General features: G+C 39.5%; 26 protein-coding genes, 1 rRNA gene and 1 pseudogene. 14 read left to right on the plus strand and 14 right to left on the minus strand.

What is annotated here, in order from left to right:
- On the plus strand, positions 1-205 hold a 205-nt coding region (locus E0H79_RS14200), incomplete at its 5' end, for a transposase domain-containing protein (protein ID WP_131261981.1).
- A gap of 32 nt (positions 206-237) precedes the next feature.
- A pseudogene (locus tag E0H79_RS14205) lies at positions 238-945 on the plus strand (ABC transporter substrate-binding protein); the annotation flags it as partial.
- Between the two features lie 646 nt (positions 946-1,591).
- On the opposite strand, the gene E0H79_RS14210 reads toward E0H79_RS14205, so the two are convergent.
- Complete coding sequence (locus tag E0H79_RS14210) at positions 1,592-2,779, minus strand: phosphotransferase enzyme family protein (protein WP_131261982.1); 1,188 nt, start codon at positions 2,777-2,779, stop codon at positions 1,592-1,594.
- 92 nt (positions 2,780-2,871) lie between these two features.
- A complete protein-coding gene (locus E0H79_RS14215; protein ID WP_004973810.1) occupies positions 2,872-3,453 on the minus strand; it encodes a hypothetical protein in 582 nt (193 codons plus the stop codon).
- Positions 3,454-3,651: 198 nt separating this feature from the next.
- Here E0H79_RS14215 and E0H79_RS14220 point away from each other — a divergent pair, with 198 nt between their 5' ends.
- The 4 genes from E0H79_RS14220 to E0H79_RS14235 all read left to right on the plus strand — a co-directional run bounded on the left by E0H79_RS14220 (position 3,652) and on the right by E0H79_RS14235 (position 6,335).
- A complete protein-coding gene (locus tag E0H79_RS14220) occupies positions 3,652-4,266 on the plus strand; it encodes a LexA family protein (RefSeq protein WP_131261983.1) in 615 nt (204 codons plus the stop codon).
- 42 nt (positions 4,267-4,308) lie between these two features.
- On the plus strand, positions 4,309-5,604 hold the full coding sequence (locus E0H79_RS14225) for a Y-family DNA polymerase (RefSeq protein WP_131261984.1): 1,296 nt from the start codon (positions 4,309-4,311) through the stop codon (positions 5,602-5,604).
- Positions 5,605-5,715: 111 nt separating this feature from the next.
- On the plus strand, positions 5,716-6,024 hold the full coding sequence (locus E0H79_RS14230) for a transcriptional regulator (RefSeq protein WP_096902348.1): 309 nt from the start codon (positions 5,716-5,718) through the stop codon (positions 6,022-6,024).
- Positions 6,021-6,335, plus strand: coding sequence for a helix-turn-helix domain-containing protein (locus E0H79_RS14235; RefSeq protein ID WP_004973819.1), 315 nt, complete (start codon positions 6,021-6,023; stop codon positions 6,333-6,335). Before E0H79_RS14230 ends, E0H79_RS14235 begins: the two co-directional genes overlap by 4 nt.
- 185 nt (positions 6,336-6,520) lie before the next feature.
- On the opposite strand, the gene E0H79_RS14240 is transcribed toward E0H79_RS14235, so the two are convergent.
- Positions 6,521-8,728, minus strand: coding sequence for an OsmC domain/YcaO domain-containing protein (locus tag E0H79_RS14240; protein ID WP_004973821.1), 2,208 nt, complete (start codon positions 8,726-8,728; stop codon positions 6,521-6,523).
- Positions 8,729-9,021: 293 nt separating this feature from the next.
- On the opposite strand from E0H79_RS14240, the gene E0H79_RS14245 reads away from it, so the two are divergent.
- Together E0H79_RS14245 and E0H79_RS14250 are read left to right on the plus strand one after the other, a co-directional pair.
- Positions 9,022-9,369, plus strand: coding sequence for a carboxymuconolactone decarboxylase family protein (locus E0H79_RS14245; protein WP_131261985.1), 348 nt, complete (start codon positions 9,022-9,024; stop codon positions 9,367-9,369).
- A 30-nt stretch (positions 9,370-9,399) separates the two neighbouring features.
- Complete coding sequence (locus tag E0H79_RS14250) at positions 9,400-10,029, plus strand: class I SAM-dependent methyltransferase (protein WP_131261986.1); 630 nt, start codon at positions 9,400-9,402, stop codon at positions 10,027-10,029.
- A gap of 109 nt (positions 10,030-10,138) precedes the next feature.
- Here the strand turns inward: E0H79_RS14250 and dsbG are convergent, their stop codons facing one another.
- Genes dsbG through dsbD form a run of 3 tightly spaced genes read right to left on the minus strand, consistent with a single transcriptional unit; the run spans position 10,139 to position 13,848 of the window.
- Positions 10,139-10,897: a thiol:disulfide interchange protein DsbG gene (dsbG, locus tag E0H79_RS14255; protein WP_004973828.1), complete on the minus strand. Its 759-nt coding sequence runs from the start codon at positions 10,895-10,897 to the stop codon at positions 10,139-10,141.
- 60 nt (positions 10,898-10,957) lie between these two features.
- Positions 10,958-11,788: a TlpA disulfide reductase family protein gene (locus E0H79_RS14260; RefSeq protein ID WP_131261987.1), complete on the minus strand. Its 831-nt coding sequence runs from the start codon at positions 11,786-11,788 to the stop codon at positions 10,958-10,960.
- Positions 11,785-13,848, minus strand: coding sequence for a protein-disulfide reductase DsbD (gene dsbD / locus E0H79_RS14265; RefSeq protein WP_131261988.1), 2,064 nt, complete (start codon positions 13,846-13,848; stop codon positions 11,785-11,787). The genes E0H79_RS14260 and dsbD overlap by 4 nt, the downstream gene beginning before the upstream one ends.
- A gap of 170 nt (positions 13,849-14,018) precedes the next feature.
- Between dsbD and E0H79_RS14270 the strand changes: the two genes are divergently transcribed.
- The 5 genes from E0H79_RS14270 (at position 14,019) to accC (ending at position 19,335) form a co-directional block, all read left to right on the plus strand.
- Positions 14,019-14,687 (plus strand): response regulator transcription factor, encoded by a 669-nt coding sequence (locus E0H79_RS14270; RefSeq protein WP_104851944.1) that lies wholly within the window; start codon positions 14,019-14,021, stop codon positions 14,685-14,687.
- Positions 14,684-16,090, plus strand: coding sequence for an ATP-binding protein (locus E0H79_RS14275; protein ID WP_104851943.1), 1,407 nt, complete (start codon positions 14,684-14,686; stop codon positions 16,088-16,090). Before E0H79_RS14270 ends, E0H79_RS14275 begins: the two co-directional genes overlap by 4 nt.
- A 965-nt stretch (positions 16,091-17,055) precedes the next feature.
- Entirely contained in the window at positions 17,056-17,511 is a 456-nt protein-coding gene (gene aroQ / locus E0H79_RS14280) for a type II 3-dehydroquinate dehydratase (protein WP_096902340.1), read from the plus strand.
- 16 nt (positions 17,512-17,527) lie between these two features.
- Entirely contained in the window at positions 17,528-17,950 is a 423-nt protein-coding gene (gene accB / locus E0H79_RS14285; RefSeq protein ID WP_004973838.1) for an acetyl-CoA carboxylase biotin carboxyl carrier protein, read from the plus strand.
- A gap of 17 nt (positions 17,951-17,967) precedes the next feature.
- Entirely contained in the window at positions 17,968-19,335 is a 1,368-nt protein-coding gene (gene accC / locus E0H79_RS14290) for an acetyl-CoA carboxylase biotin carboxylase subunit (protein ID WP_004973841.1), read from the plus strand.
- A 206-nt stretch (positions 19,336-19,541) separates the two neighbouring features.
- Here accC and E0H79_RS14295 read toward each other — a convergent pair whose 3' ends face one another.
- From E0H79_RS14295 to E0H79_RS14320, 7 genes are all read right to left on the minus strand, one after another.
- Positions 19,542-20,303: an alpha/beta fold hydrolase gene (locus E0H79_RS14295; RefSeq protein WP_004973848.1), complete on the minus strand. Its 762-nt coding sequence runs from the start codon at positions 20,301-20,303 to the stop codon at positions 19,542-19,544.
- A gap of 163 nt (positions 20,304-20,466) precedes the next feature.
- Positions 20,467-21,333 carry an MBL fold metallo-hydrolase gene (locus E0H79_RS14300; RefSeq protein ID WP_004973849.1) on the minus strand — a complete coding sequence of 289 codons (867 nt, stop codon included), beginning with the start codon at positions 21,331-21,333 and terminating at the stop codon, positions 20,467-20,469.
- Position 21,334: 1 nt separating this feature from the next.
- Positions 21,335-21,751: a DUF6691 family protein gene (locus tag E0H79_RS14305; RefSeq protein WP_004973852.1), complete on the minus strand. Its 417-nt coding sequence runs from the start codon at positions 21,749-21,751 to the stop codon at positions 21,335-21,337.
- A complete protein-coding gene (locus E0H79_RS14310) occupies positions 21,752-22,168 on the minus strand; it encodes a YeeE/YedE family protein (RefSeq protein ID WP_004973854.1) in 417 nt (138 codons plus the stop codon). It lies immediately after the preceding gene.
- Between the two features lie 248 nt (positions 22,169-22,416).
- The gene (locus E0H79_RS15345; RefSeq protein WP_004973856.1) at positions 22,417-22,590 is read right to left on the minus strand and encodes a hypothetical protein; all 174 of its coding nucleotides are present in this window, start codon (positions 22,588-22,590) and stop codon (positions 22,417-22,419) included.
- A gap of 239 nt (positions 22,591-22,829) precedes the next feature.
- Positions 22,830-23,297: a Cys-tRNA(Pro) deacylase gene (gene ybaK / locus E0H79_RS14315; RefSeq protein WP_004973860.1), complete on the minus strand. Its 468-nt coding sequence runs from the start codon at positions 23,295-23,297 to the stop codon at positions 22,830-22,832.
- 117 nt (positions 23,298-23,414) lie between these two features.
- The gene (locus tag E0H79_RS14320) at positions 23,415-25,007 is read right to left on the minus strand and encodes a Na/Pi cotransporter family protein (protein WP_131261989.1); all 1,593 of its coding nucleotides are present in this window, start codon (positions 25,005-25,007) and stop codon (positions 23,415-23,417) included.
- A 325-nt stretch (positions 25,008-25,332) separates the two neighbouring features.
- Between E0H79_RS14320 and E0H79_RS14325 the strand changes: the two genes are divergently transcribed.
- Positions 25,333-25,884 carry a lytic transglycosylase domain-containing protein gene (locus tag E0H79_RS14325; RefSeq protein WP_004973862.1) on the plus strand — a complete coding sequence of 184 codons (552 nt, stop codon included), beginning with the start codon at positions 25,333-25,335 and terminating at the stop codon, positions 25,882-25,884.
- Between the two features lie 155 nt (positions 25,885-26,039).
- Here the strand turns inward: E0H79_RS14325 and rrf are convergent.
- Positions 26,040-26,154 (minus strand): 5S ribosomal RNA (gene rrf / locus E0H79_RS14330).
- Positions 26,155-26,240 lie beyond the last annotated feature (86 nt).

Here is a 26,240-nt window from a genome sequence, read left to right on the forward strand (position 1 = left end):
CTTAGGGCGCAAGAACTGGCTGTTTGCTGGCTCGCTGCGCAGCGGCCAGCGAGCGGCGAATATCATGACTTTAATCCAGTCAGCAAAGCTGAATGGCTTGGATCCGTATGCCTATTTAAGTGATGTGCTGAAAAGGCTGCCGACGCATAAAGCGACCCAAATAGAAGAATTACTGCCACATCGCTGGAAATCCAACTCAAATTAAAAAATAGGCATGGGGTTCAGCGGACGCTTACAGATCTGTGTTATGAACTCGGCATCCAGCCAGGGGATGATGAAAAAAGTACCTCAAGGAAACTGGTACTGGCTTTACAACAGGATCATCCCATCAATCTGGCCTATGTCTATAAATATTCGATTCACCATTACTGCTTAAAAGAATGGTTGGCGCTAACCGATCTACAACTGGCCAAGAATATCCAGCTGATGACCTCTCCACCGCCTTCCATGGTAAAAGGAATCGCAGAACAGGTATTTGATGGTTTTTGCGTGGGAGAACCCTGGAATATTCAGGCCAAACTTGAAGGCTATAGTTTTATCGTCGCGGCAAGCCAGAATGTCATTCCAAAAGTTGCCGATAAAGTCTTGGCCATGACCCAGGAATGGGCAGAACAGCATCCATTTACTGTAGAGGCAGTGGTCAAGGCAGTACAAAAAGCGCAGGATGATTTAAAGCAGTGCAGTGATTTATCAGAAGTATGGGACATGCTGGTAGACTATCAGATTATTCAGTTTGAATGTTCCGCCCAGCGGCATGTCTATGACTTTTACAAGATTAAGAATATCATCCGGAATTTTGTTGGGGAAAGTGGCGAACCGAAAGTCGATGATTTTATCTGGCTCCTGCAGCAGATGGATAAATGGGAAAATATTGAAATGACCGCAGCCAAAAAAAAACAGATTGCGCAATCCTGTATTTATCAGCAAGAAGTGACCGTTGTTTAAAATATTATCTATTCTCATAAAAAAAGACCCAGAAAAATTTTGGGTCTTTTAGATTTAACGTTTTATTTAGCTGAATGCCTGTTGTAAACCCAGTACGGTTCAGTTAGCATTAACACTTAGGTTGTCAGTGAATTGATGTTGTGTAATAGCCCCCAATTAAAACGGACACTTCTCAATTAAGACCTAGTCAATTGTGGTTGAACTGTGTAATCGCTTGAGATGGAGAATGACGTTCATCCTGCTTTTCAGCAGTTATAGTGATGATTGGCAGTTGAAATATTTCTAAATGTACTCCTGTTCCAGCAGCAGAGCTATGTTGTACATTCAAACCATAAATTAAATTGATCGACAATCGCATCTGCAGTAATAACAGAAATAGAGGCAGGCGCTTTTTGTAAACAATCTGTACGCAAACCCTCAGTCTTTACTGTAAAACTAAAATACGGCGTGGTTTCATTGGCTGTGATGACAATCGTATCAAATTATTGAATACCATTTTCTGCATCAACCCAAGGTACCCAACACAGCGATGACAGAATGAAGATTTTTAAAGGCGCAGTGAATATATTCTGTTTGAATTTACAATTGTACATATAAAATCTTGCATTAAAAAAGTAGTGATGCTTGAGGCATTTAGCTGTGCAGATTATGACAATTCGCGTTGAAGGAATCGAGTAAAAGTCTGGGTAAATTGCTGTCCTTGCTCTGTAAAAAACCAATTTACATGTCCAACAATCCAATCATAATAAGCAGCATCGGCATGTTTCAGGTTTTGGGTAATCCCGACAAAATATTCAAGTTCTGAAAATGCGAAATCCAAATGCACAATTTTTAGCAGTTCTGGCAAAATACTAAAGTCTTGTTGTGGGTGTATTTCTGCACAATACGCTTGTAAAAACGCGCTTAAACCCGCTTCATCAACATTAATTTGTGACGTATGTTCTAAAGCCAGCCAATCTATAAAGTTACGCTCAATCGTGACCGCAAGGTCATAAAGCGCTGAATTTCGATCTGATAAACCAAAATCAATTACCGCTGTAATATTGGCATCGGCACTTTGCGCAGACCAAAACAGATTGGAAGCATGCAAATCATTATGCGTCCAAATTTTAGTGGTCTGCTGCAATATATGCTTAATTTTATGATGCGTCTGAGATACACGCTCTAGAAAAACGGCGTCTAAGTTTTTATCGGCAAAATAACGGCTCAATTCAGGGCTATTTTGAATACGTTGCTGAATAGCCGTTACAATATTTTCACTTTCTAAAAGCTGCTGATTTGATACTAAATAACGCGCCGATCTGCCATGTAACTCAGGAAAATCCTGCATGGCGACATGCAATTTGGCAAGCAAACTTCCCACTTTTGCAGCATGTTCTGTATAGGAAAACGGCGTCCAAGATTGCTGATCGACATATAAGTCAAAACCTGCTGCTTTTTCGTAGACTTCATAAGTCCAGTCGCCCATTTCTAAAGCGGTCAGTCCGCAATTCGAGGCAATTAATGTCGCAACAGGAATGTTTTTACTGGCTAAATGTCGCAAAAAAGCATGCTCTTGCAAAATATCTTGCGCATTACGAAATGAACGATGACTGCGTTTAATGAAATACGAGCGACTTCCTATTTTATCTGTACTGACTGCATCCTGCGTGACTTCAATCACTGCGGCTGATGAAAATGGGCGCGGACTGCACCACAGAATTTGAATACCCCCTTGCAAGCATGGGTAATACGGTTGCAGGTTGTGTAATTCTGAGACAGTCAGATGTGCCCAATCTTTATATTCCCAGTCATTCCCCATGCCATGACCTAAATCATGTGTGATTGTGGTCATTTTCGATATTCCTTAACCTGATCAGCATTGTGTAATCGTATATTCCCTGCCATCCATCTTAAATAATCATTTTTTAGATAGATGATAGCTATTTAATTAACGGTCTTGGCTTGTCGTAAACGCAAATTCACTTCATCTACAATCTGATCTAAACCTGTGTCATAAGCAGCTTCACTCACAAAAGACACCATATTTTGTGTAACTTGCGGCAAATTGTAATCTGCATACCATGACAATGAATTCACTTCTATTTCACGTTCACCCTGCAAAATCACGAATCTTTTTTGCATCCAAGCCTGCAAATTTTCACCCGTATAGGCATCATAAAAAATAATATCGGTCAGATAAAAATCTTTCATCATGTAGGAGTAAGCCACGCTATTTTCTTCTGGCTCATAATTAAAAAAAGGTGTGGTGGTCAGATGAAATTCAACCAGGAAATGACGTTTCAAACGATGATTTTGATATTCTGCTTTGACTTTAATCGGGCAACTGATTTGCGCAAAGTCAATTTCATGTTCAGTATTTTGCTTAAAATATTCAGCCAAAGACCAAACCTGATGTTTAATGAAATCCTGCATTAAAAACTCAGGTTCAAGTTGTGAATTAATTAATCCCAACAGTAAAGATTCAACTTCTTCTTTCGTTAAATAAATGTCTTCAACAATATGCATGCCAATCTCTAAATATGCTGCTGCGATAGAAAAATCCTAACGGAAAGGCTTGTGTTTGTATAGCTATGCAATCGTAGAGTGTGATCTATATCTAGCAATCAATTATCCACGTAGATTGAATCTTAATCATGTTTTCAGCTATGCTATCAACACATCAAATTTCACTTCAAACACGCCTCGTTGCGTAGGAGTAATCTCATGTCTAAGAAGTTACCTATTTACTTCTCTGACGCTGCTTGGGCGTCATTACAAAAAATCATGGGCAGCGATGGTAAACCCAGCCCTAGCCTTAATGCCCTGCTTGAACAAATTGAATTGCTGAATCAGCATGATTTTCAAGCACTTTCTAAAAGAAAAACACTGCATCTTCCCGTAACAATAGAATCCATTCCTGCAGGTTTTCCTTCGCCTGCTCAAGACTATATTGATAAAAATATTGATCTGAATGAATATCTCATTTCCAATGAAAATGCGACCTTTTTAAATGTGGTACGCACCACCTCTATGGTGAATGCTGGGCTTGAATACGGCGATATTGTACTGGTAGATCGCAGCAAAGAAGCCAAACACCGCAGTATTGTGGTCGCATTAATTGACCAAAAAGACCTGACTATTAAACGCTTGATGATTACAGCCAAAATGTCCAAAAGTGAATTGGCCGAACATTTTGGTGAAGACTATGACCCTGCCACTTTGCCTGAAGCTTGGCTTAAAGCAGAAAGTCCCGACTACGACAGCATTTACCTGAAAGATGGGCAAACTTTTGAAGTGTTTGCCGTGGTCACGTGGAATTTAAAAAACCTGATGGTTTAAACCCACAATAACGCATAAAAAAGCCGAATAAGTAGAATAGTCATGAAAGCTTTAGAGCAAGTTTTTGCGCTCATTGACATTAATAATTGTTATGTGAGCTGTGAGCGGTTGTTTCAACCACACCTGAATCATCGTCCTGTGGTGGTGCTTTCCAATAACGATGGCTGCGTGGTGTCACGTTCCGAAGAAGCCAAACGACTTGGCATTAAAATGGCTGTGCCCTTTTACCAAGTTCAAGAATTAATTCAACAACATGATGTTGTGGTCTTTTCAAGTAATTATGCGCTCTATGCAGAAATGTCCAGACGTTTTAATAATATTATTCAAGAATTTGTCAGTGCCAAAGATGTTGAAATTTATTCGATTGATGAAACTTTTATTGAGTTGAGTTCATATTCTCAGCGCGATTTAAACGCACTTGCACAGGAAATTAAAACAACCTTGTGGAAATGGCTGGCTCTTCCTGTTTGTGTTGGTATTGGTCAAAGTAAAACTGAAGCCAAACTAGCCAATCATCTTGCTAAGCGAAACCGCTATTTCAACGGCGTATGTAATTTACTGGATATGGATTTATGCAGCAAAGAAGCCTTGTTTCAACACATTGATGCCGCTGAAGTCTGGGGTGTGGGACGCAAAAACGCTAAAAAATTACAATCATTGGGTATCCGTTCTGTATTTGATCTAGCAACAAGCAATCCAGACCAAATGGAGCGCCAATTTTCTATTTTGATGAAAAAAACCATTCTTGAACTCACAGGTACAGCATGTATTGAACTGGAGCACAATACCGTAAGTAAGCAGCAAATCATCAGCTCACGTTCTTTTGGGCAGCGTGTAACAGATATTCATGCGCTTTCAGAAGCTTTGAGCAATTATTTACAATCTGCTGTGCAAAGGCTCAGAGCTGAAAAAAGTTTATGTGGTTGTATGATCATTTTTGCGCAATCTAACCGTTTTGATCCGCGCCAAGTTTTTTACAATCAATCGGTCACTATTGCTTTCAATGAGCCAACAGATTCTGCTTTGCTCATGAACAAAGCCATGATGAAGCATGTGACAACGCTATTTCAGGAAGGGATTGCCTTTAAAAAATGTGGTGTGATTTTAACGGGACTTGAACCCAAACAAAGCTATATTCACGACCTGCTTACAGATACTGACGCCATTGAAAAACAGGAACAATTACAGCAAGTGTTGGATACCGTGAAAAATAAATTTGGTGTGCAAAAACTCGCCATTGGAGCATGTAAATTGCAAGATCGAACTTGGGCGATGCAGCGCAGCCATTTAAGCCCGAATTATTTTAGCTGGAAAGGTTTATTGGCGCTTGGTGATTAGCAGTTATTTGATTGGGCTAAAAAAGCTCACAATATGAGACCTAATTTAATGCTTAAAAGTACTACAAAGTAGTATACAATTAAACACTACAAAGTAGTATAAAGGTGTTTGATGTATACCATCTGTGAGACTACTTTTTTTACCAATGAATATCCCTACTATTGGACTGAAGAACAATACAATGACTTTAAAATTTTCATTGCCGAGAACCCTACAGCAGGAGATGTAGAACCTGGTACTGGCGGCGTTCGTAAAATTCGATGGGGTGGAAAGAGTAAAGGTAAACAAGGTGGTGTTCGTGTAATTTATTACAACCGTTTAGCAAATGGCGAAATTTGGTTATTGACCTTATATAGTAAAGACACAATTACCCAACTTGAGAAAAAGACACTTAGACAATTAGCGGAGTTACTGAAATGAGTCGTTTATTAAGTGACAAAGAATTGGAAGCTCGAGAAGCAAAACGAGACTTAAATGTTGAATTATTAGAAGGCGTTAAACAAATGCTTGCTAATAACGCAGCAAGAAAAACTGTGATCAATGAAACAGATGTTGCTTTAGCACGAAGAAAGTCTGAACTCACTCAAGATCAATTTGCTAAAATTTTAGGTATCTCTAAACGTACATTGGAATCTTGGGAGCAAGGTGTTAGAAGACCTTCAGGAGCAGCTCAATCACTGATTAAATTGTTTATTTTAGATCCTCAATTTGTTCGTGACCATCTCGCTTAAATGAAATAGCCCTCAACAACAAGGGCTATTTATTATTTTGCCTTTTCAATAATAACAGCAAATCTTAGATTAGCATTTGAAATGCAACACCATGTTGTTGCCATAATAGCTGACTCGGACTTTTAAAACCGAGTCTTTTTCTTGGGTAGTGATTCAGATAAGAACAGCGTTCTACTTCTGCAAGATTAGTCTTTATTCAGCCCAACAAACTTGGCACGTGCTTTATGCAGTTTTTTGTAGCTGTCGATTAAACGTAAATGACGATCTAAACCTTCAAGCTGCATATTGGTTTCGGTTAGACCATAGAAACGTACTGTGCCTTCAACAGAACCCATGACCGCATCCATACGTTCATTGCCAAACATACGGCGGAAATTGACGGCATAATCGGCAATATCCATTTCATCATCTAAAATAACTTCAAGCACGACATTCATACACTGATAGAACAAGCCACGTTCTACGGTATTGGTGTTGTATTGTAAGAATGCTTCGACTAAATCTTTAGCTTCTTCAAACTGTTCCAATGCCAAATAAATCAACAATTTTAATTCGAGGATGGTGAGCTGCCCCCAAACGGTATTGTCATCAAATTCAATGCCAATTAAGGTTTTGATTTCGGTATAGTCATCTAGCTCACATTCTTCCAAACGCTCAACTAAAGCTTCAAGTTGCTCATCATCCAAACGGTGCAGATTTAAAATGTCTTCACGGTACAGCAAAGCTTTATTGGTATTATCCCAAATCAGGTCTTCTACCAAATACACTTCTGAATAATCAGGGACTAAAATTCGGCAAGCAGTTGCACCTAAATGTTCATAAATCGCCATATAGGATTCTTTGCCCATTTCTTCTAAAATCGCAAATAAAGCCTCAGCTTCTTCGACATTGCTATATTGACCATTGTTGGTGAAATCCCACTCTACAAATTCATGGTCTGCCTGCGCGCTAAAGAAACGCCAAGACACTACACCACTAGAATCAATAAAGTGTTCAACATAGTTATTCGGCTCAGTTACCGCATTCGTGCTAAAGGTCGGCTGTGGTAAATCATTTAAACCTTCAAAACTGCGCCCTTGCAATAGTTCAGTTAAGCTGCGCTCTAAAGCGACTTTAAAGTTTGGATGTGCACCAAACGAAGCAAAAACACCGCCTGTACGCGGGTTCATTAAGGTCACACACATGACAGGGAATTGACCGCCTAAAGACGCATCTTTCACCAATACTGGGAAACCTTGTTCTTCTAAAGCCTGAATACCTGCCACAATACTTGGATATTTTGCCAAAACTTCTTGCGGTACATCAGGCAGGCTCATTTCTTCCTGAATAATTTCACGCTTCACTGCACGTTCAAAAATTTCAGATAAACACTGCACTTGAGCTTCTGCAAGCGTGTTACCTGCACTCATCCCGTTACTTAAATATAAGTTTTCAATTAAATTTGATGGGAAATATACCGTTTCACCATCGGATTGACGCACAAATGGCAATGAACAAATACCACGCTCAGTATTACCCGAGTTGGTGTCATATAGATGTGTGCCCAGCAACTCATCTTCAGGATCATAAATTTCTAGGCAATACTCATCTAAAATTTCTTTAGGCAATTCACCATTTGGGCCAGGTTTAAACCATTTTTCATTTGGATAATGCACAAACTCGGCATTGGCAATCTCTTCGCCCCAGAACTGATCGTTATAGAAGAAGTTACAGTTCAAACGCTCGATGAATTCACCCAAAGCAGATGCTAATGCACTTTCTTTAGTTGCGCCTTTACCATTGGTAAAACACATTGGCGATTGCGCATCACGAATATGCAATGACCAGACATTGGGTACGATATTACGCCATGAGGCAATCTCAATTTTCATGCCCAAACCTGCCAAAATACCTGACATATTGGCAATGGTTTCTTCAAGCGGTAAATCTTTACCTGCAATAAAGGTCGCTTGAGATGAAGTCAAGTTCGGCATCAGCAAAGCTTGTGCATCGGCATCAATGCTTTCGACTTGCTCAATCACAAACTCAGGGCCTGTTTGCACGACTTTCTTTACGGTACAACGGTCAATAGAACGTAAAATCCCCTGACGGTCTTTTTCAGAAATATCTGCAGGCAATTCCACCTGAATTTTAAAAATCTGTTTATAACGGTTTTCAGGATCGACAATATTGTTTTGAGATAAGCGGATATTATCGGTTGGAATATCTCGTGATTGGCAATAAACCTTCACGAAATACGCAGCACACAATGCAGATGACGCAAGGAAATAGTCAAATGGGCCTGGCGCAGAACCATCGCCTTTATAACGGATGGGCTGATCGGCAATGACGGTAAAATCGTCAAATTTAGCTTCAAGACGCAAGTTGTCTAAATAATTGACTTTAATTTCCATGCAGGCACCTATTGTATGTGCCTACTCAGACACAAAATTCTAAAATATTGATTTATAAGCCGAATCAAGAGGGAGAATAAGACTTAAAAATGAGGTTTGAAGTCATCGCAACGGTATAACAGCGACTCCAGAATATGCGACAACATTATAAAGTGATTTAGGTGAATTGATAATGCTATAAATACAGATTTACTGAATTTAAGCAAAGCTGCTAATTAATATATATAAACATAATATATTTAAATATATGTTATATTATCTTTAGGTTCTAATCTGCTTGATGGTGAAACAACATGAAATATACCGAACTCACTGCTGAAATTTCGTCTAATATCAAATCCATTAAAGAACAATCTCCCGATTTACTTAAAAGTTTTAATGCCCTGTCACAAGTTGCGATGAAAGATGGCGTAATTGATACCAAAACCAAAGAATTTATTGCACTGGCAATTGGCGTAGCACAACGCTGTGATGGTTGTATCGGTTTTCACGTCAGAACTTTGGTCAAAATGGGTATGACTTTTGAAGAATTGAATGAAATTTTAGGTATTGCTGTTTATATGGGCGGTGGCCCATCACTCATGTATGCCGCAAACGCCGTGGCAGCATTTAAAGAGTTTTCTCCATCTACAGCCGAATAACAGCATCAAATTATTTACCGAGTCGAAACTATGTCAAATATCCATAATGAATGGGATGAACGCTACAGCCAACATGACCATATTTATGGTGAACAAGCCAATGCGTTCATTCAGGACATTACGCAAAAACTGTCTATTCACGGCAAAACTTTGGGCTTGGCCGAAGGTGAAGGTCGTAACTTGTTATATTTGGCCGCTTTGGCACAAGCCAATGAGCAAGCATTTGAAGCAGATTTGTGGGACTACTCGCAAGTTGCTTTAGATAAGGCTCAAGGCTATGCACAGCAACGTGGTTTAAGTCTAAATACACGAAAGCAAGATTTAAGTCAGGTGAATTGGCCAGCGAATCAATATGACAACGTGATTTGCGTATTTGGTCACTTTAACCCTGAAACACAGCAAAAAGTGTTAAATGGCGTGCGCGAAACTTTGGTCAACGGCGGTTTATTTGTTGGTGAGCTGTATTCTACTCGTCAGCTAGAATATAAAACGGGCGGCCCACGTGCAGTAGAAATGCTGTACGATCCTATCGAGTTTTTAAGCCATTTTAAACACGATCATCTGATTCATTTCTTTGTGGGCGATGTAGAACGCTCAGAAGGCAAACTGCATCAGGGCAAATCCCACGTCATTCAATTTGCGATTCGTATTCAGAAATAAAAGACTGAATCTTTTACATCAAAAAGCTTGCTCCAATGCAATTAGAGCAAGCTTTTTTGCGCTTTAGATTTGAATATTCAGTTAGATATTTGCTCGGAAATTTTTAAAATCACTCAAACACATCTTTCATAGATTTTGGCATTCCTTGTACCGACTGTAATTCGCCCTGTTTATTTTTCCAAAGCACAACAGGTGTGGCAAAGAACTCGTATTTATCCATCAGTGCCTGATTCTGTTCTAAGGTTTTTTCTACATGTACAGGCACAGTTTTTTGCTCGATCAGCTTTTTTTGTCCGTATTGACGATGGAACGCATTAAAGGTCTGCTGTGGGTTTTTCGCCATTAATAAAGTCGCGGCCTGCCCTTTGCTTTCAGGTCGGATCACCGCCACAATAATATGTCTTAACTGAACTTTGCCAGATTCTACCCACGGACGTGCCTGCTTCCAAAAGGTATGGCAATACGGACAATTCGGGTCTGAAAACACGTAGACAATTTTTTCAGCACTGGTTTGCCCATCCTGAATCCAAGTAGCGTGTTCCAGACTTTGCCACACATCTTCAAGTACCGACTTTTTCACATAACGGTCTAAAGCATCGACGGTTAAATTATTGCCTTGTGCATCAAACAAAGTGCCTACAATATAGTATTTCTGGTCATTGGAAATAAACACTGTCGCAGGACTTTGTTCAATATGCCCTGCCCAACCTGTCATTTGTGCAGGTGCTTGAATTTGTTGCACAAACTTAAAACCTTCTTTTTCAATGTGCTGTTTGAGGTTGTCCTGTGCTTGCAGCATACTCACACTACTGGCAAGACTCATACCTATCGCCAGTTTCAGCATGTTATTTTTGATGTTTGATGTCATATTGATTGTCCTTAATTTTGGCTTCACAGCGGGTTTTCTTTCAAATCGTTAAGAGCGCGTTTATGGATTCGCTTGTATTTTTTTCAGATAATGCTGCAGCATCGGCTTGGTCAATTCACCCATGTGATGATCGACCAATTCTCCTTGTGCATTAAAAAACAAAGTACTTGGCAAACCGAACATATTGAAGTGTTGTCCTAAACGAGCTGCAGGGTCTAATAACACGTGTTCAAACTGAAATCGATGTTTCTGTAAATAGGCTTGAATCTCTGCTGCAAATTCGCCTTGATTGGCAAATACAAAATTGACCTCAGGGAAATCTTGCTGTGCTTGTTGCATAACAGGCATTTCACGATGACAAACTGGACACCAAGTCGCCCAGAGATTAATCACCGTGGGCTGCCCTGAAAATTGAGCTAAATCTTGAGGTTGTTCCGCTAGGTTGTGCAATACTAGATTGGGATAGGCATGCTGCGTCTGCAAAGGTTGGATAAGACTCCAACCTACAACTTGTACTGTAATAAAGAGCGCAACTGCCCATGCCAGAACAACACGTTGAATAGCGCGATTTTTCCAGACAAACCACGCCACACCTGCCATAACTGCGGCAATCAGATGAAAGCCTTTGTCCTGAATTTTTAAAATATCAATCGGGTTGGCAAAGTACAGCTCATAATGCTGCAACACAAAAACTGCCCGCCCAACTAAAGCACCAATCCACAGCGCATTCCATAATGCATCCTGATAACCTGTCCAAGTCTGTGCATTCCATGTATAACGACGCTGAAAAAATTTACCCATTGCAAAGACGACAATCAGTCCTAGCAATAAAAACACCAATGGCCATGGAATCATCAACATGCCTAACTGCAAGACTGCGGATTGAATCATGGCGCAGCCTCTTGCAGTTGATGAATATTTTGAATCAATTGCGCTGCGTTATAAGCACCTGTTAGACGCAATTCACGTTGTTCCCGTTGTGGATCTGCCAAAAATAACAACGTTGGCGGCCCTAAAATCTGCCATTTTTTCAATAAGGCATCTTGTGAAGGATGCTGTTCGGTTAAGTCGAGTTTAATCCGCACCACATGCTTTAAAGCATCTTGCACATCGGTACGAGGAATCACATCACGCTCAATCGGCTGACACGCCACACACCAATCGGCATAGACATCAATCACAATCTTTTGATGAGCATGTGCGGCCAAAGCTGCATTCAACTCTTGTTCTGTGCGTACTTTGATCCATGGCTGTAATTGGTCTGCTTGTACCTGCGCATTGACACTGGCAATACTCTGATTGACATGCCAAATTCCACTACTGGCGATTACTGCCGCCAAAGCCAATAACGAAAAACGCTGTGGACGATGTAACACGTGGCGCAAAATTGCAATTAAATATGCAGCGAAGGCAAATAACACCACAGCAAAAGCAACATAGTACCAAGTCACAGAAAATAGCGGACGAGCAAAATACAAAGCCATTGCCAACATGATAAAACCAAAGCTAAATTTTAGCCGTTCCATCCACAAACCTGGCTTTGGCAAATATTTCGCGCCAAACACGCTGGCAATAAGTAAAGGAATTCCCATACCTAAACCGAGCAGGAACAAATATAAACCACCCAATGCTGCTTGATCCAAATGTGAGACGTATAGCAATGCTCCCGCTAAAGGCGCACTCATACATGGCCCGACAATCAGTGCAGAAATCACCCCCATAACGCCCGCACCCAATAAAGTACCGCCTTTTTGATATTGCTGAATACGATCTAAACGCTGTAACACTGCTTGTGGTAATGACAACTGATACAGTCCAAACAGGTTTAAAGCAAAGAGCACAAACAACATAGCAAAAACTGCAATCACTACGGGATTTTGGAACCAACGCTGTACGCTATAACCAATGTGTGACGCAACAACGCCCATCAAGCCATAGACTAGCGCCATACTGACGATAAAGGTGATCGCAATTGCTGCCGCTTTATAGCCTGTATTGCGCTGCACCAAAATGCCAGAAAGAATTGGAATCAGCGGCAATGAACACGGTAAAAAAGCCAGTAATACCCCAAAACCTAAAAAGATAAACGCATTCAGTAACAACCCTTGCCCAGACAATAAATTCAGGAAAAATTGATCATTGTTCCATTGCTGATTCAGACTCGTACTACTGGCTGTTTCCGTATTGCTTGAATTGGCTGATGCAGCGAATGTATTGTCTGTCAACGCCGTATCTGTATTTTCAATCTCTAAGGAATTTGCTAAATCAACGTTTTCTACTGATTCAGGGGTAAGTTTAGGATCAGCTTGTGTTACAGCAACCGCATTTTCAGCAAGCTGTGCTTTGTTTTCTAGCGTTTGCTGTTCAAGTTTGAGTTCTTTTGTCGTTACAGTATTTGCAGTTGTCGTAACTTGTTTTTGTGTACTAGAACCATTGGCTTGATGCTTATCTGCATCATTTAAGTTAGTGTTTAAAGCAGCCTGATTATTCTGATTGAGTTGCTGAAGTAAATTACCTTTGCCCGCACTTAAATTATGCTGTGGCAATAAACCATCGGCATCGGTTTGAATCGTTTTACGCTGTACGGGATAACACAAACCATCTTCAGCGCAGCCTTGCCAAGTAATTTGATATTGCTGATTAGGCTTCACCTGAATCTGTGTTGTCACTTGCCCATAATGCACACGTGTCAGCCCGAAAGTCGGATCATCTTTTTCCTGCCCTGCAGGCAATTTAAAAGCAAGCGGCTTTTGAGCCTGACTGACTTTGAATTGATCGTGATATAAATAGTAATGCGGTGCGACATCCCATTTCAGTTCAACCGTTTGTTCAGACAATGACGTCGCCTGAAACTTAAAAGCTTGATCGGACGCTAAAAATTCATTGGCAGCATTGACCCACACCGCACACAGACTCAACACAAAATAAGCAATGACGCGAATAAAAATCATGTATTTATACTAAAAATTAAAAAACTGACTGTATTATCGGTAAGTGTAGATTAAGAGAACATTAATAAAGATTTTTCTTTGTAAACTTGAGCATTGTAGGTGCCTAATCTAAATTTGTGGCGTGATCGAGATGTGTCATATATTGGGCTGACTGTGGTATAGGAGCAAATATGTTCGTCGTTTTGGTGGAAGATGATCCTTATATTGCCCAAAGTATTGTGGCAGCACTCGAATTTTTAAGTATTTCAGTCGAACACGTGAATAACGCGCGCGATGCCGATTACTTCATACGTCATAGTGCGGTAGATCTGTGCCTGCTCGATTTAGGTCTGCCTGACCAAGATGGTTTACAGTTACTCGAAAACTGGCGTAAAGATGCCATTCATATTCCAGTATTGGTATTAACCGCGCGGAATCATACTCAAGACTGCGTACAGGCGCTCAACTTAGGAGCAGATGACTACCTAACTAAACCTTTTGAATTAAATGAACTGATTGCCCGTGTATATGCATTAAGCCGCCGTCATCGTGGTTATTCATCGAACCAACTGCAAAGTGGTCAGTTACACATGAACCTCGATACACAAGAAGTCAGTTGGCATTCACAAAACATTCAGCTTTCACGCCGTGAATATAGCCTATTGGAAACCTTTTTACGGCATCCGAACCAAATCTTAAAAAATGAAGAACTGATAGATAAAGTGTATGGCTTTCAAGACAGTATCGAAAGCAATGCCTTAAATGTGCATATCTACCATTTACGGCATAAAATCCACCCCGATTTTATTCAAACGGTGCGTGGTGTCGGCTACATCTTTAAACCTGAGCTGCTGACATGAAAAACTACAGTCTGAAATGGCGTTTGGTATCGACCATCAGCTGTGCATTTATTTTGCTGTGGGTGATTGTCTTTGCATGGCTCTACCATGACTTGGAACAACGCTTACAAAATACGCTGGATGAACGACTTTCTACCTCAGCCCGTATGGTCGCCCGCCTGATTCAGCAACTGCCCCTAGAACAACTCACAGAAAGTTTGCATGCCGAATCAGAAAATGCCTTGCTACATAGTTTAATTGCTTGTGAAGTCTCTATTTTCCGTGCCGATGTTTCATTACCACAGCATGTGATTGCACGCACTCAAGGCGCACCGAAAAATTTAAAAAACCAACAAGTCGGTTTCAGCACATGGACAGAAAATGGACTGCAATGGCGTAGTTATGTACTGCGTGAAGGTGAAGTTCAGGTGGTGGTGGCTGAAAAAATTCAGTTACGGCAAAACCTACTTAAACAAATTTTACAGTCGGTACTGATTCCTTTACTGCTTACTTTGATTATTTGTATTTTGCTAATTTTGTGGATTATCCGTCTGGAGTTTTTACCGCTCGATCACATCACCCGCCACTTAATTCAGAAAAAACAATCTTTAGATGAAGCTTCTCGTTATTTAATTGAACTGAGATCACAAAAAATTCCTAAAGAAATTCAGCCTTTTGTCGATAACTTATTGATGCTGATTGAACGCCTACATAAAAGTCTGGAACACGAAAAAAACTTTAGTGCATTTGCTGCGCATGAACTGCGCACGCCGTTAACGGCTATTAAAACGCATGTGCAACTGAGCCAATTGATGTTGAATCAAACCGCATCTGCCCAAGATACAGCCAAAGTCATCGACAATTTAAAACACGCAGAACGCAGCATCCAACGTTATCAACAACTTTTGGAACAACTGTTATTGCTCAGTCAAACTGAAGCAGGTATTCAAGCGGCACATAGCCATGCAGATATGCGTAGCGTATTAGAAACAGTCTTGTCGGAACTGACTGTGGAATATCCCAATTTATCAGCGAAATTACAGATTGATTGGGCGAGTTTGGTAGCACAACACATTAATATTCCAGCGCCTGCGTTGCACATGGTACTGAAAAACTTGATTCAAAATGCTTATTTGCATGCAGAGGATGCGCCAAACATTCAAATTTATATGCAAGACCTGCAATTGATCATTGCAGACCAAGGCAAAAGCCTGAATGAAGATGATTTTACCATTCTGACTCAGCGTTTTTGGCGTAAATCTGCGCATAAACAAGGCTATGGCTTAGGTCTAACTCTAGTCAAAGTATTATTAGAGCAATATGGCTACCTACTTCAATTTCAGGCTAACCAACCGCAAGGTTTAAAAGTGATTGTCAGTTTTGATGCAGCACCTTCTGCAACAGAGAAACAACAGACGGATTAAGCTTTTCTGAGCTTTAACAGCAAATAAAGCAAGATTCAGAACAAGATCACTTAACTTTTGCCAATACCGAACATATTGCTCTACTTTACGATAACGCCATTTTTAAGGTGATTTTTGAAATAAAAGGTCAATGCGTTCTAAAATTTTATCTATGATGTAGATGCTGCGGGCTATTGAGTAGAAGAACATTGGCTAGAAAAAATTGCTGAAACTTTCATCACCGTTTTTTTGTTCGATACCACGTCATATTTTTAAATGAGGTAGATATCCGTGCAGATCGTGCATGTGCTTGGTCTTGTGATCAATCTACAACTTAATTAAAGTGTACATAAAACCAACAGCACCCCACTCAAAATATAATACGCAGCGTAGGAGCATCTATTCCAGACTAAACTATGATAAATATATCAATCAAAGCATTCCATTTAAGCTCATGTTTTATTTAAATAAAGTTGAATTTTTAAAATATCTTATTATCGAAATGATCTTCCTATCGAATCCATAACCACTTGAACGATGATCACAAAACGTATTAGATGATCCACTGCAGTTTGTGTGGTCATCTACTTTGAATGAACTGAAAAAATGGAATCGCCATTTTTTATAAACAGCAACGAAATATCATGCTATAAAGAAAGGCGATATTGATGTTGGTTGTTTTCTGGCTTTGACATTCCGAATCAAACCAGTTCAAGTCACTCGCTTGATCATTCGTTACAGAAAACAAATGAATAGATTTGGTCAGTTGTTTTAGAATATAAAAATCAGCAAAAAAAACTAAAAATGTAATTTTTTAACATTGCGAATTCCCTGCAAAGTTTTCATTATAGAGCCTCATTTTGGCACACGCTTTCTACGTCAAATTAAACAAATTACAAAAAAAATGTGGAATTTTATGCCATAATTAGCAAACTTTGCAGACATCTTGCAAAGTATTATTGCAATTATTTATTGGAGCAAGCGGAATGAGTTCGACCATTTTGGTTATTCATGGACCGAATCTAAATTTGCTAGGAAAGCGTGAACCCGAAGTTTATGGTTACCTCACTCTTGAGGATATAAATCAACAGCTCATTTCACAAGCGCAAAAAGCATCAATTTCTATAGATACTTTCCAAAGTAATTGGGAAGGCGCAATTGTAGACCGAATTCATCAAGCCGCGTTAGATGGCACACAATATATCATTATTAACCCTGCTGCATTAACGCATACCTCTGTTGCGGTACGTGATGCCTTGTTAGGGGTCGCTATTCCATTTCTTGAAGTCCATTTGTCGAATGTGCATGCACGTGAGGCGTTTAGACATCATTCATATTTATCAGACAAAGCCATTGGTGTGATTTGCGGTTTAGGCGCAAAAGGCTATGCCGCAGCACTCGACTTTGTTCTTGAAAAAATTCAACCTACTACACAATCTTAAACTAGGAATACTGTCCATGGATATTCGTAAAATCAAGAAACTCATCGACTTGATGATTGAATCTGACTTACAAGCGATTGAAGTTAAAGAAGGCGATCAGTCGATTGCATTAACTCGTCGCAGTCCAGTAGTAGCGGCAGCAGTTCCTGCAATGCCTGCACCTTCTGCAGAAGTACCATCTGCACCTAAATCTTCACCACGTGGTGCTGTTGAAACTTCTCCAATGGTTGGCGTGTTCTATGCAGCACCAAGCCCAGGTGAAGCACCATTTATTAAAGTGGGTCAAACTGTTTCTGCTGGTGAAACGCTTGGCATTATCGAAGCAATGAAAATCATGAACCCAATTGAAGCAACTCAAAGTGGCGTGATTGAAGAAATTCTAGTTAAAAATGGCGAAGTGATTCAATTTGGTCAACCACTCTTCCGCTACCGCGCTTAAGACCTCGGGGATTCACAATGTTGCAAAAAGTTTTAATTGCAAACCGTGGTGAGATTGCCCTGCGCATCACCCGAGCTTGCAAAACTTTAGGGATCAAAACCGTGGGTATCTATTCAGATGCCGATAAAGACCTGATGCACTTACGCTTTTGTGATGAAGCCGTGTGTATTGGTCCGGGTGCGAGCAGTGAAAGTTACCTGAATATTCCTGCAATTATTACTGCAGCAGAAATTACAGGTGCAGATGCCATTCACCCTGGTTATGGTTTCCTTGCCGAAAATGCCGAATTTGCTGAAATTGTAGAAAGTTCAGGTTTCATTTTCATTGGCCCACGCCCTGAGCATATTCGCTTAATGGGTAACAAAGTTTCTGCAATTACTGCAATGCGTAAAGCTGGCGTACCAACTGTACCGGGTTCAGCACACGCCGTTACACCACACAATGCTTTAGCTGAAGCCAAAGAAATTGGTTTCCCGCTCATTGTAAAAGCGGCTGCTGGTGGTGGTGGTCGTGGTATGCGTATTGTAGAGCGCGTAGACACCCTGCTTGAATCAGTTCAAGCGGCTCAACGTGATGCAGAAATGTGGTTTGGTGATGACACGGTCTATATGGAACGTTTCTTACAAAAGCCACGTCACGTAGAAGTACAAGTATTGGCTGATGGTAATGGTCACGCGATTCACCTTTATGACCGCGACTGTTCTTTACAACGTCGTCACCAAAAAGTTCTTGAAGAAGCGCCAGCACCTAACTTACCAGAACAAGCACGTGCCGATATTTTAGAAGCGTGTGTTAATGCATGTAAGTTAATGCAATACCGTGGTGCAGGTACTTTCGAATTCTTATTTGAAGATGATGAATACTTCTTCATTGAAATGAATACACGTGTTCAGGTTGAGCATCCTGTAACTGAAATGGTGACAGGCATTGACATCATTGAACAACAATTGCGTATTGCTGCAGGTCTAGGTTTAGACATTGAGCAAGATCAGGTTGAAATTCGTGGTCACGCAATCGAATGTCGTATTAACGCAGAAGACCCAACCACCTTCGTACCTTCACCGGGTAAAATTGAACACTTCTATGCCCCAGGTGGTGCAGGTGTTCGTGTAGATTCACACATCTACGAAGGTTATAGCATTCCGCCGTATTACGACTCAATGATTGCTAAACTGATTGTGCATGGTAAAGATCGTGAAACCAGTATTGCGCGTATGCGTCAAGCCTTGGATGAAACTATCTTAACAGGAATTAAAACCAACATTCCTTTGCACAAAGACTTGATTCTGCAAGATAAAAACTTCTGCAAACAAGCAATGGATATTCACTATCTTGAAAAGCATTTGCTAAAGCAACTTGCTGGCAATGAAGAAGAAAAAGCATAAGTAATTAAGGTTGCTTAAGTTTAAAATAAAGAGCTGATGATTCAACGTCAGCTCTTTTTTATTGTTGAGAATAAAAGCTAAACCGTTAATCTATGCAGATCAGTATGAATAAAAAACCAATACTCCAAATGGAGTATTGGTTTAAAAATTGATTTAAAAACTGAGATCATTTTAGATCATCGAATGATGCAAAATACTAGACAAGATTAATCTAAAAACTCAGTCATTAATGCCAATACTTCTGCGGTTTTTTCAGCATGCAACCAATGCCCTGCATGAGCAACTGTTTCAACTTTTGCGTGAGGAAACTGTGCTTGAATAGCGGCATAATGCTCAGGCGCTTCAATGTAAGGCGAATTACCACCACGAATAAACAAAGTATCTACATTACTCTGCACCGTCTGCCATGACAAAATTTCTGCATAATGTTCACGTAATGCATTTAAGTTAAATAACCATTGCCCTTTGCTAAATGACTTCATCAAAAATTGCACGACCATTTCTTCTTGAAGATGCTCACGCATAATTTCCATCGCCGCTTGGCGACTTTCAACTTGTGCATCTTGCACAGCAAACAAAGCTGTAAAAATTTGATCGTGACGATTTTCAGGATAAGCAAAAGGACAGATATCCAATAAAACCAATTGCTGTAAACGCTCGGCAGCCAAAGGCGCCAAAGTCATTGCAACCTTACCGCCCATTGAATGCCCAACCATAGAAAACTGTTTGATATTCAAGCTGTTCAGTGTTTCTAAAACATCTTGTGCCATTGCTGCATAATTCATGTCATCACAATGCGCAGACTTACCATGATTGCGCACATCTAATTGAATTACGGTGCGCTGTTCTTGAAATGCACGTGCGAGCATGCCTAAATTACTCAAACTACCAAATAAACCATGAATAAAAACCAAAGATGGCAACGTAGATTCAGGCTGATTTTGCGTGATTTGATAATTTAATAACATAAAATAGACTCTAAACTTGAATACAAATGATTAATCTATTTAATGAGTTTTGAGTTTATAAATCAAATTTTATATGTGCTTTTTACGGTGAAACTTATAATATCACTTAGGCTATTTGTGTGAGCCTAAGCAATAACATACAAGATGAACTTTTCTTAAAATTTTATTTAAAATAATTCAAAGGCAACTTCAAATAACGAATGCCGTTGGCCTCAGGTTGTGGGAACTTACCTGCGTCCATATTGATTTGAATTGATGGCAGAATCAATTTAGGCATCGTTAAAGTAGCATCACGCTGAGTTCTCATCTCAATAAATTCAGCTTTGCTTACCCCTGTATGAATATGAATATTCTGCTCTTTTTGAGTTTTGAGCAGTGTTTCATGTTCATATTGTTCACGTGATTCTGGTAGATAATCATGGCATAAGAACACTCGTGTTTCTTCAGGCAATGCGTATAGCGTTTGCACAGAATCGTACAACTGCCCTGCACTGCCTTTCGGGAAATCACAACGTGCCGTACCATAATCAGGCATAAACAAAGTATCACCTACAAATACAGCATCACCGATCACATAGCTTAAACAAGCAGGCGTATGCCCCGGTGTAGGGATGTTATAGGCTTGTAATTCACCAATCGTAAAAGTTTCATGATCGTCAAACAGATAATCAAATGATTGATGTGAATTGAAATACTTGATATCCAAGTTATAGATAGCACTAAATGTTTCTTGCACAATCGAAATTTTATGGCTCATGGCAATTTTACCACCCAACTGCTCTTTTAAATATTGAGAAGCTGTCAGGTGATCGGCATGCACATGCGTTTCTAAAATCCATTCAACCGTTAATTCATTTTTTTGGATGTAAGCAATGATTTCATCGGCATGAATTGTTGAAGTAGTCGCAGATGCAGGGTCATAATCCAACACGCTGTCAATAATGGCACATTGACGCGTTACAGGATCACTTACCACATAACTGAATGTATTAGTATTTTCATCAAAAAAATGCTGAATATCTGCGTGCATCTTATGCTCCTGCAACCTTACGATGAATGAGAATCCCCACCAACATTGCAACAATGAAATAGATTGCTTGATAATAACCTAAACCAATCAAGGTTAGACTTGGCGCTGGACAAATTCCTGCAACGCCCCAACCGATACCAAAAATAAAACTACCTGTGATCAGTTTAGAGTCAATTTGAGTTTGTTTAGGCAAATCAATTGGTTCATTTAAAATGGTTTTTGGTTCAGCTTGGCGCATAATTCTTTGGAATGGAATAAAGGCAACCGCAATTGCACCCATCATAACAAATGCCAGACTTGCATCCCATGTACCGAAAAGATCGAGGAAGTTTAAAACTTTTTCAGGATTCGACATACCAGAAAGAATCAATCCAGCTGAAAAAATACCACCGAAAACAAAGGCTAAGAAATTTTTCATTTAGAATGCTCCTGTGATATGGCGGATAACATAAACGGTAATAAAGCCAGCTAACATAAAGGTAGCTGTTGCTGCAATGGAGCGCTTAGATAAACGACTCATGCCACAAATACCATGTCCACTGGTACAACCCGAACCCAAACGAGTACCGAAACCAACCAACAATCCCGCCACAATCATCATCAATGGGCTTGCATTCAATTCAACTTTAGGTTGAGCCACGATGCCATAGAAAAAAGGCACAATGAAAATACCTAACACAAACCACAATGCAGGCGTTTTGAACAGCGTTTGCGGATTTAATACTTGAGCCAGTAAACCACTAATGCCTGCAATACGACCATGAACATATAAATAGCCCACGACTGCAAGACCAAGCAATCCACCACCGATTAATGCCAGCAGATAATCATGCATTTTGAACACCCAAAACAATATATGTTTTTATAATATATTATTGTAATTATTATTCAACTATTCTCTTGTAAGTTTTGTAAACTTCATCTGACTATTCGTCTATGTTTGCGATGTGAGAGAGATTTCGCAAGTTTTTGGCTGATATTAAGTCATAAGGCAGAAAATTTAGTCATTCTAAATGACTGCCCCATAACGTAATAAAGATATATCAAAATAGACAGCAACGACAAAAGTTGAGGGCATTAGACTCATTTGTGAGCAAGCGCAATAAGTTCTTTTTTATGCCGACGAATTACACGTTTAGCAGCATCTAACATAATGCGATTGGTAGTCTCATCATCACCAAAGTCAATAGGTTTAGCTGGACACATTGGACGAGCTTTTCGATCTTCGATTGTGTAGTCTTTAAGACGCTTACCCATACTGCACCTCTCAGAATTTCTTAACTTTCACTAATATAACATAAAATTTAGTTTGTTAAAAAATCATCAATACGAGTTTTTAATTACCCTATTTATTGCTTAAAGATAACTTTTTTTGTTATTAAATGGTCGCTTGGAACAAGAATCACTGAGATGAAACGAATAGGAATAGTTGCTACATTCATACAAGAACAAGCATCTGTGTGCTTTGGACTCAAAACAATATAAAGTTCAACATATCATGCATCTACAATATCTACAAAATTAGCATTTAAAACTTTTGCCAAATCGCTTGGTGTTAAACCAATATCTAATCCCCGCTTCCCTCCACTCACATACATAGTTGCAAGCTGTTGAGCGGATGCATCAATCACTGTTTTCAGTTGTTTCTTCTGCCCAATTGGACTAATGCCCCCAACCAAATAACCTGTCAAACGCTCAGCATCTTTAGGATCAGCCATGTGTACTTTTTTACACTGAAAAGCAGCCGCAACTTTTTTAAGATTTAATTGGTAATGGACAGGTAAAATCGCCACAAAATAATGCTTATCATCACTGACCAATAAAGTTTTAAATACTTCTGTGACATCTAAGCCTAACTTCTCCGCAGCTTCTAAACCAAAACTTTTAGCATTATGATCATGTTCATATTCATGCATAGAAAATTGAATTTTCTTGGCTTTTAAAAGTTTAGCTGCTGGAGTCATTGAAAAAATACTGTAAAAAACGATGCTCAAATTATACGCTTGATTGAGATTAAAAGTGAATTCGCTTAGGCCATTTTTAAATATAAAAGTAACTATCGAAAAAATAGCCTAAAATCATTAACTTGGTTTACGTGAATTTTCAACCAACACGTTAGCTAAGCGCTGTGCATGCGCAATCACGCGATCCAACCAACGTTGTGCCGCCAACAACTCTAAACCTGTCGCAGCATTGAGCTGATTCACGGCAATATATTGCAGCACTTTTTCACGGTTTTCGGCACGTTGATCTTCTGTCCATTTTTTCAAATTAGATAATTCGGTATTTAGACTTAGTACATGTTTATGCACATCAAAATCATCCATTTCTTTTAGATGTTCATCAAGAATTTGTACAAAATCTAAGCCAACTTGATAAATTGCAGGTTGGGTGCGTATTTCTTTTGCTAAAGTAATATTTTCCAAATCACTTCGTAAAACACGTAAATACACCATCAAACGAAGCATCGCCATTAAACGCTGTTGATCGGCTTCATTTTCTGAAATCGACATTTCTTCCAAATAGCGTTGGACTTGAATGAGTACTTCATCTAGCTGTAATAAACGTACTTTTGAAGGTAATCTTCCCTCTTGGATAGCCAGTTTTAGCATCACCAAAACGTCATACAAACTATGGTAAATCACCTTTGATGCAGCATGAATAGCCAAGGCGGGCACAGATAAACTCGCTTGATCGAGATAACATAAAACCGATTGAGTTTGATCTGGGATAATTTTCATAATCAGTTTTTCGAACTGACGGATAAAAGGCAAAATAATCAAAGTACCAGAAATACTGAATGCTGTATGAAATGCAGCAACAATCACCACATTGTCCCATGTTGCCATAAGACGTTGATTTTGTGTTAGCTCAAGAAATAACGGTTTTAAAATAATAAAAGCAAAAATGGCTGAAATGATGTTAAAAATCACATGAACCGCTGCAGTACGTTTGGCATTTGCAGTTGAACCAATTACAGCAATAATGGCTGTCGCCACCGTACCAATATTCTGTCCAATCACCAAACCTAAAGCCTGTTGCAAATCAATCGCACCACTGGCCAATGCTGCTAAGGTCGCGGTAATTGCAGCACTTGAAGATTGCAACAGAATGGTCATGATAATACCGACCAAAACCAAACTGAGTTGCGCAATCAAAGATCTACTTGAAAATACTGATAAATCGACACGTTCAGCAAAACCTGACATGGCAACTTGCAACATATCAATGCCAAGGAAAATCAGACTAAAACCTGCCAATGTCATTCCAAATAATGCAACTCGCCCCTGACTAAATAATTTGAGCATTGCACCCAAACCCAGCAAAGGTAATGCAAAACTGGTGATGGAAAATTTAACACCTAAAAATGCCACCATCCAACCCGTACTGGTTGTGCCAATATTCGCGCCAATAATGACACCAATTGCCTGAGCAAAAGTAAGAATCCCCGCACTAACAAAACCAATCGTGGCTAAAGTTGTTGCCGTAGAAGACTGTACAATTAAAGTTAAACCGATGCCTGAAAGCACAGCTTTAATGGGTGAACCTGTGAACTTAGACAACCAAATACGCAAGGTTTCCCCTGCCATATCTTTTAAGCTGTCCGTCATCATGGTCATACCAATCAAAAATAGGCCAATACCACCACATAATTGTACAAAGACTTCTAACACACTTACTCCCTGTGCAATAAGCAATTTTCAAAGTGCTAAAAAGCCGATATTGTACGTACTTTTATCTTAAAATTGCAGTTTATTTGTTCTATTCCAATAGTTTATATTAAATAAAAAACTTGTCATCAATTTGACATATTATTAAAACCTAAGGATAGATCAGACTCCATTGGTTTATCCAATCATTCGATAAAACAAAACGAAACCTCTGTATTATGCTGACACGATACAATTCAAATCTTCAGTTCACTTGACTGAACCAATCGCTCACCTCAAAATCAGTATATATACTCACATACGCCAAAATGACAGATATAGTTTTAATATGATTTTTAATGCATTTAGAAAATATCCATCTATAAAAATATTCAGTATTGGTTGTACTGTTTTAACGTTAGCAGCCTGCTCTCCACTAGGAGGTGGCTCTCTTGCAAAACGCTCAGCTAAACTTTCTACAGGGATCCAAAAGGCTTATGCTGTGCATCCTGATACAGCAAATCGTGTAGCACCAATCATTGTACAAAGTGCAGAACAACATAATGTTGATCCTCTGCTTGTCGCTGCAGTTATTAGACAAGAATCGAATTATCGTGCCTATGCTGTTTCACCTTCAGGTGCAGTTGGGTTCACACAAATTATTCCACGTTATTGGCAGCAGACTTGTCCTGGCGATTTATTCCATGAACATACCAATATCAACTGTGGTACATTTATTTTAAATCATTATAAAAATCAGTCGGGTAAATGGCCTAAAGCTTTGGCCTATTACAATGTGGGACCTACTGGCTACAATAGTAATCGAAAAATGAAAAAGCAAGGTAAACGCTACGCGAAACAAGTCAAACAGCACCAAAAAAACTTAAAAGATGCACTTTAATTTTGACTTACTAGCTTAATAAAGTAGCCAATACCCGTTAAATTAAAGCCATCCTCAGATGGTTTTATTTTCCTTTCTTTTCTACTTTTCTTCTTAATATTTTCTTTCCCACATAAAAAACACCCTCAACGTGAGTTGAGGGTGTTCGAATAATGAGCTGGCGATGACTTACTCTCACATGGGTAACCCCACACTACCATCAGCGCGAAGAGGTTTCACTTCTGAGTTCGGGAAGGGATCAGGTGGTTCACTCTTGCTATGGTCGCCAGCACAACTGTTATGGACTTGTTCGGGTCTTAGTTACTCTGCTTTCGCATGTAATGCCTTACTTTGTTCCAAATGAGTTATTAACAGGT

This window comes from Acinetobacter sp. ANC 5045 (assembly GCF_004331005.1).
GTDB lineage: Bacteria > Pseudomonadota > Gammaproteobacteria > Pseudomonadales > Moraxellaceae > Acinetobacter > Acinetobacter towneri.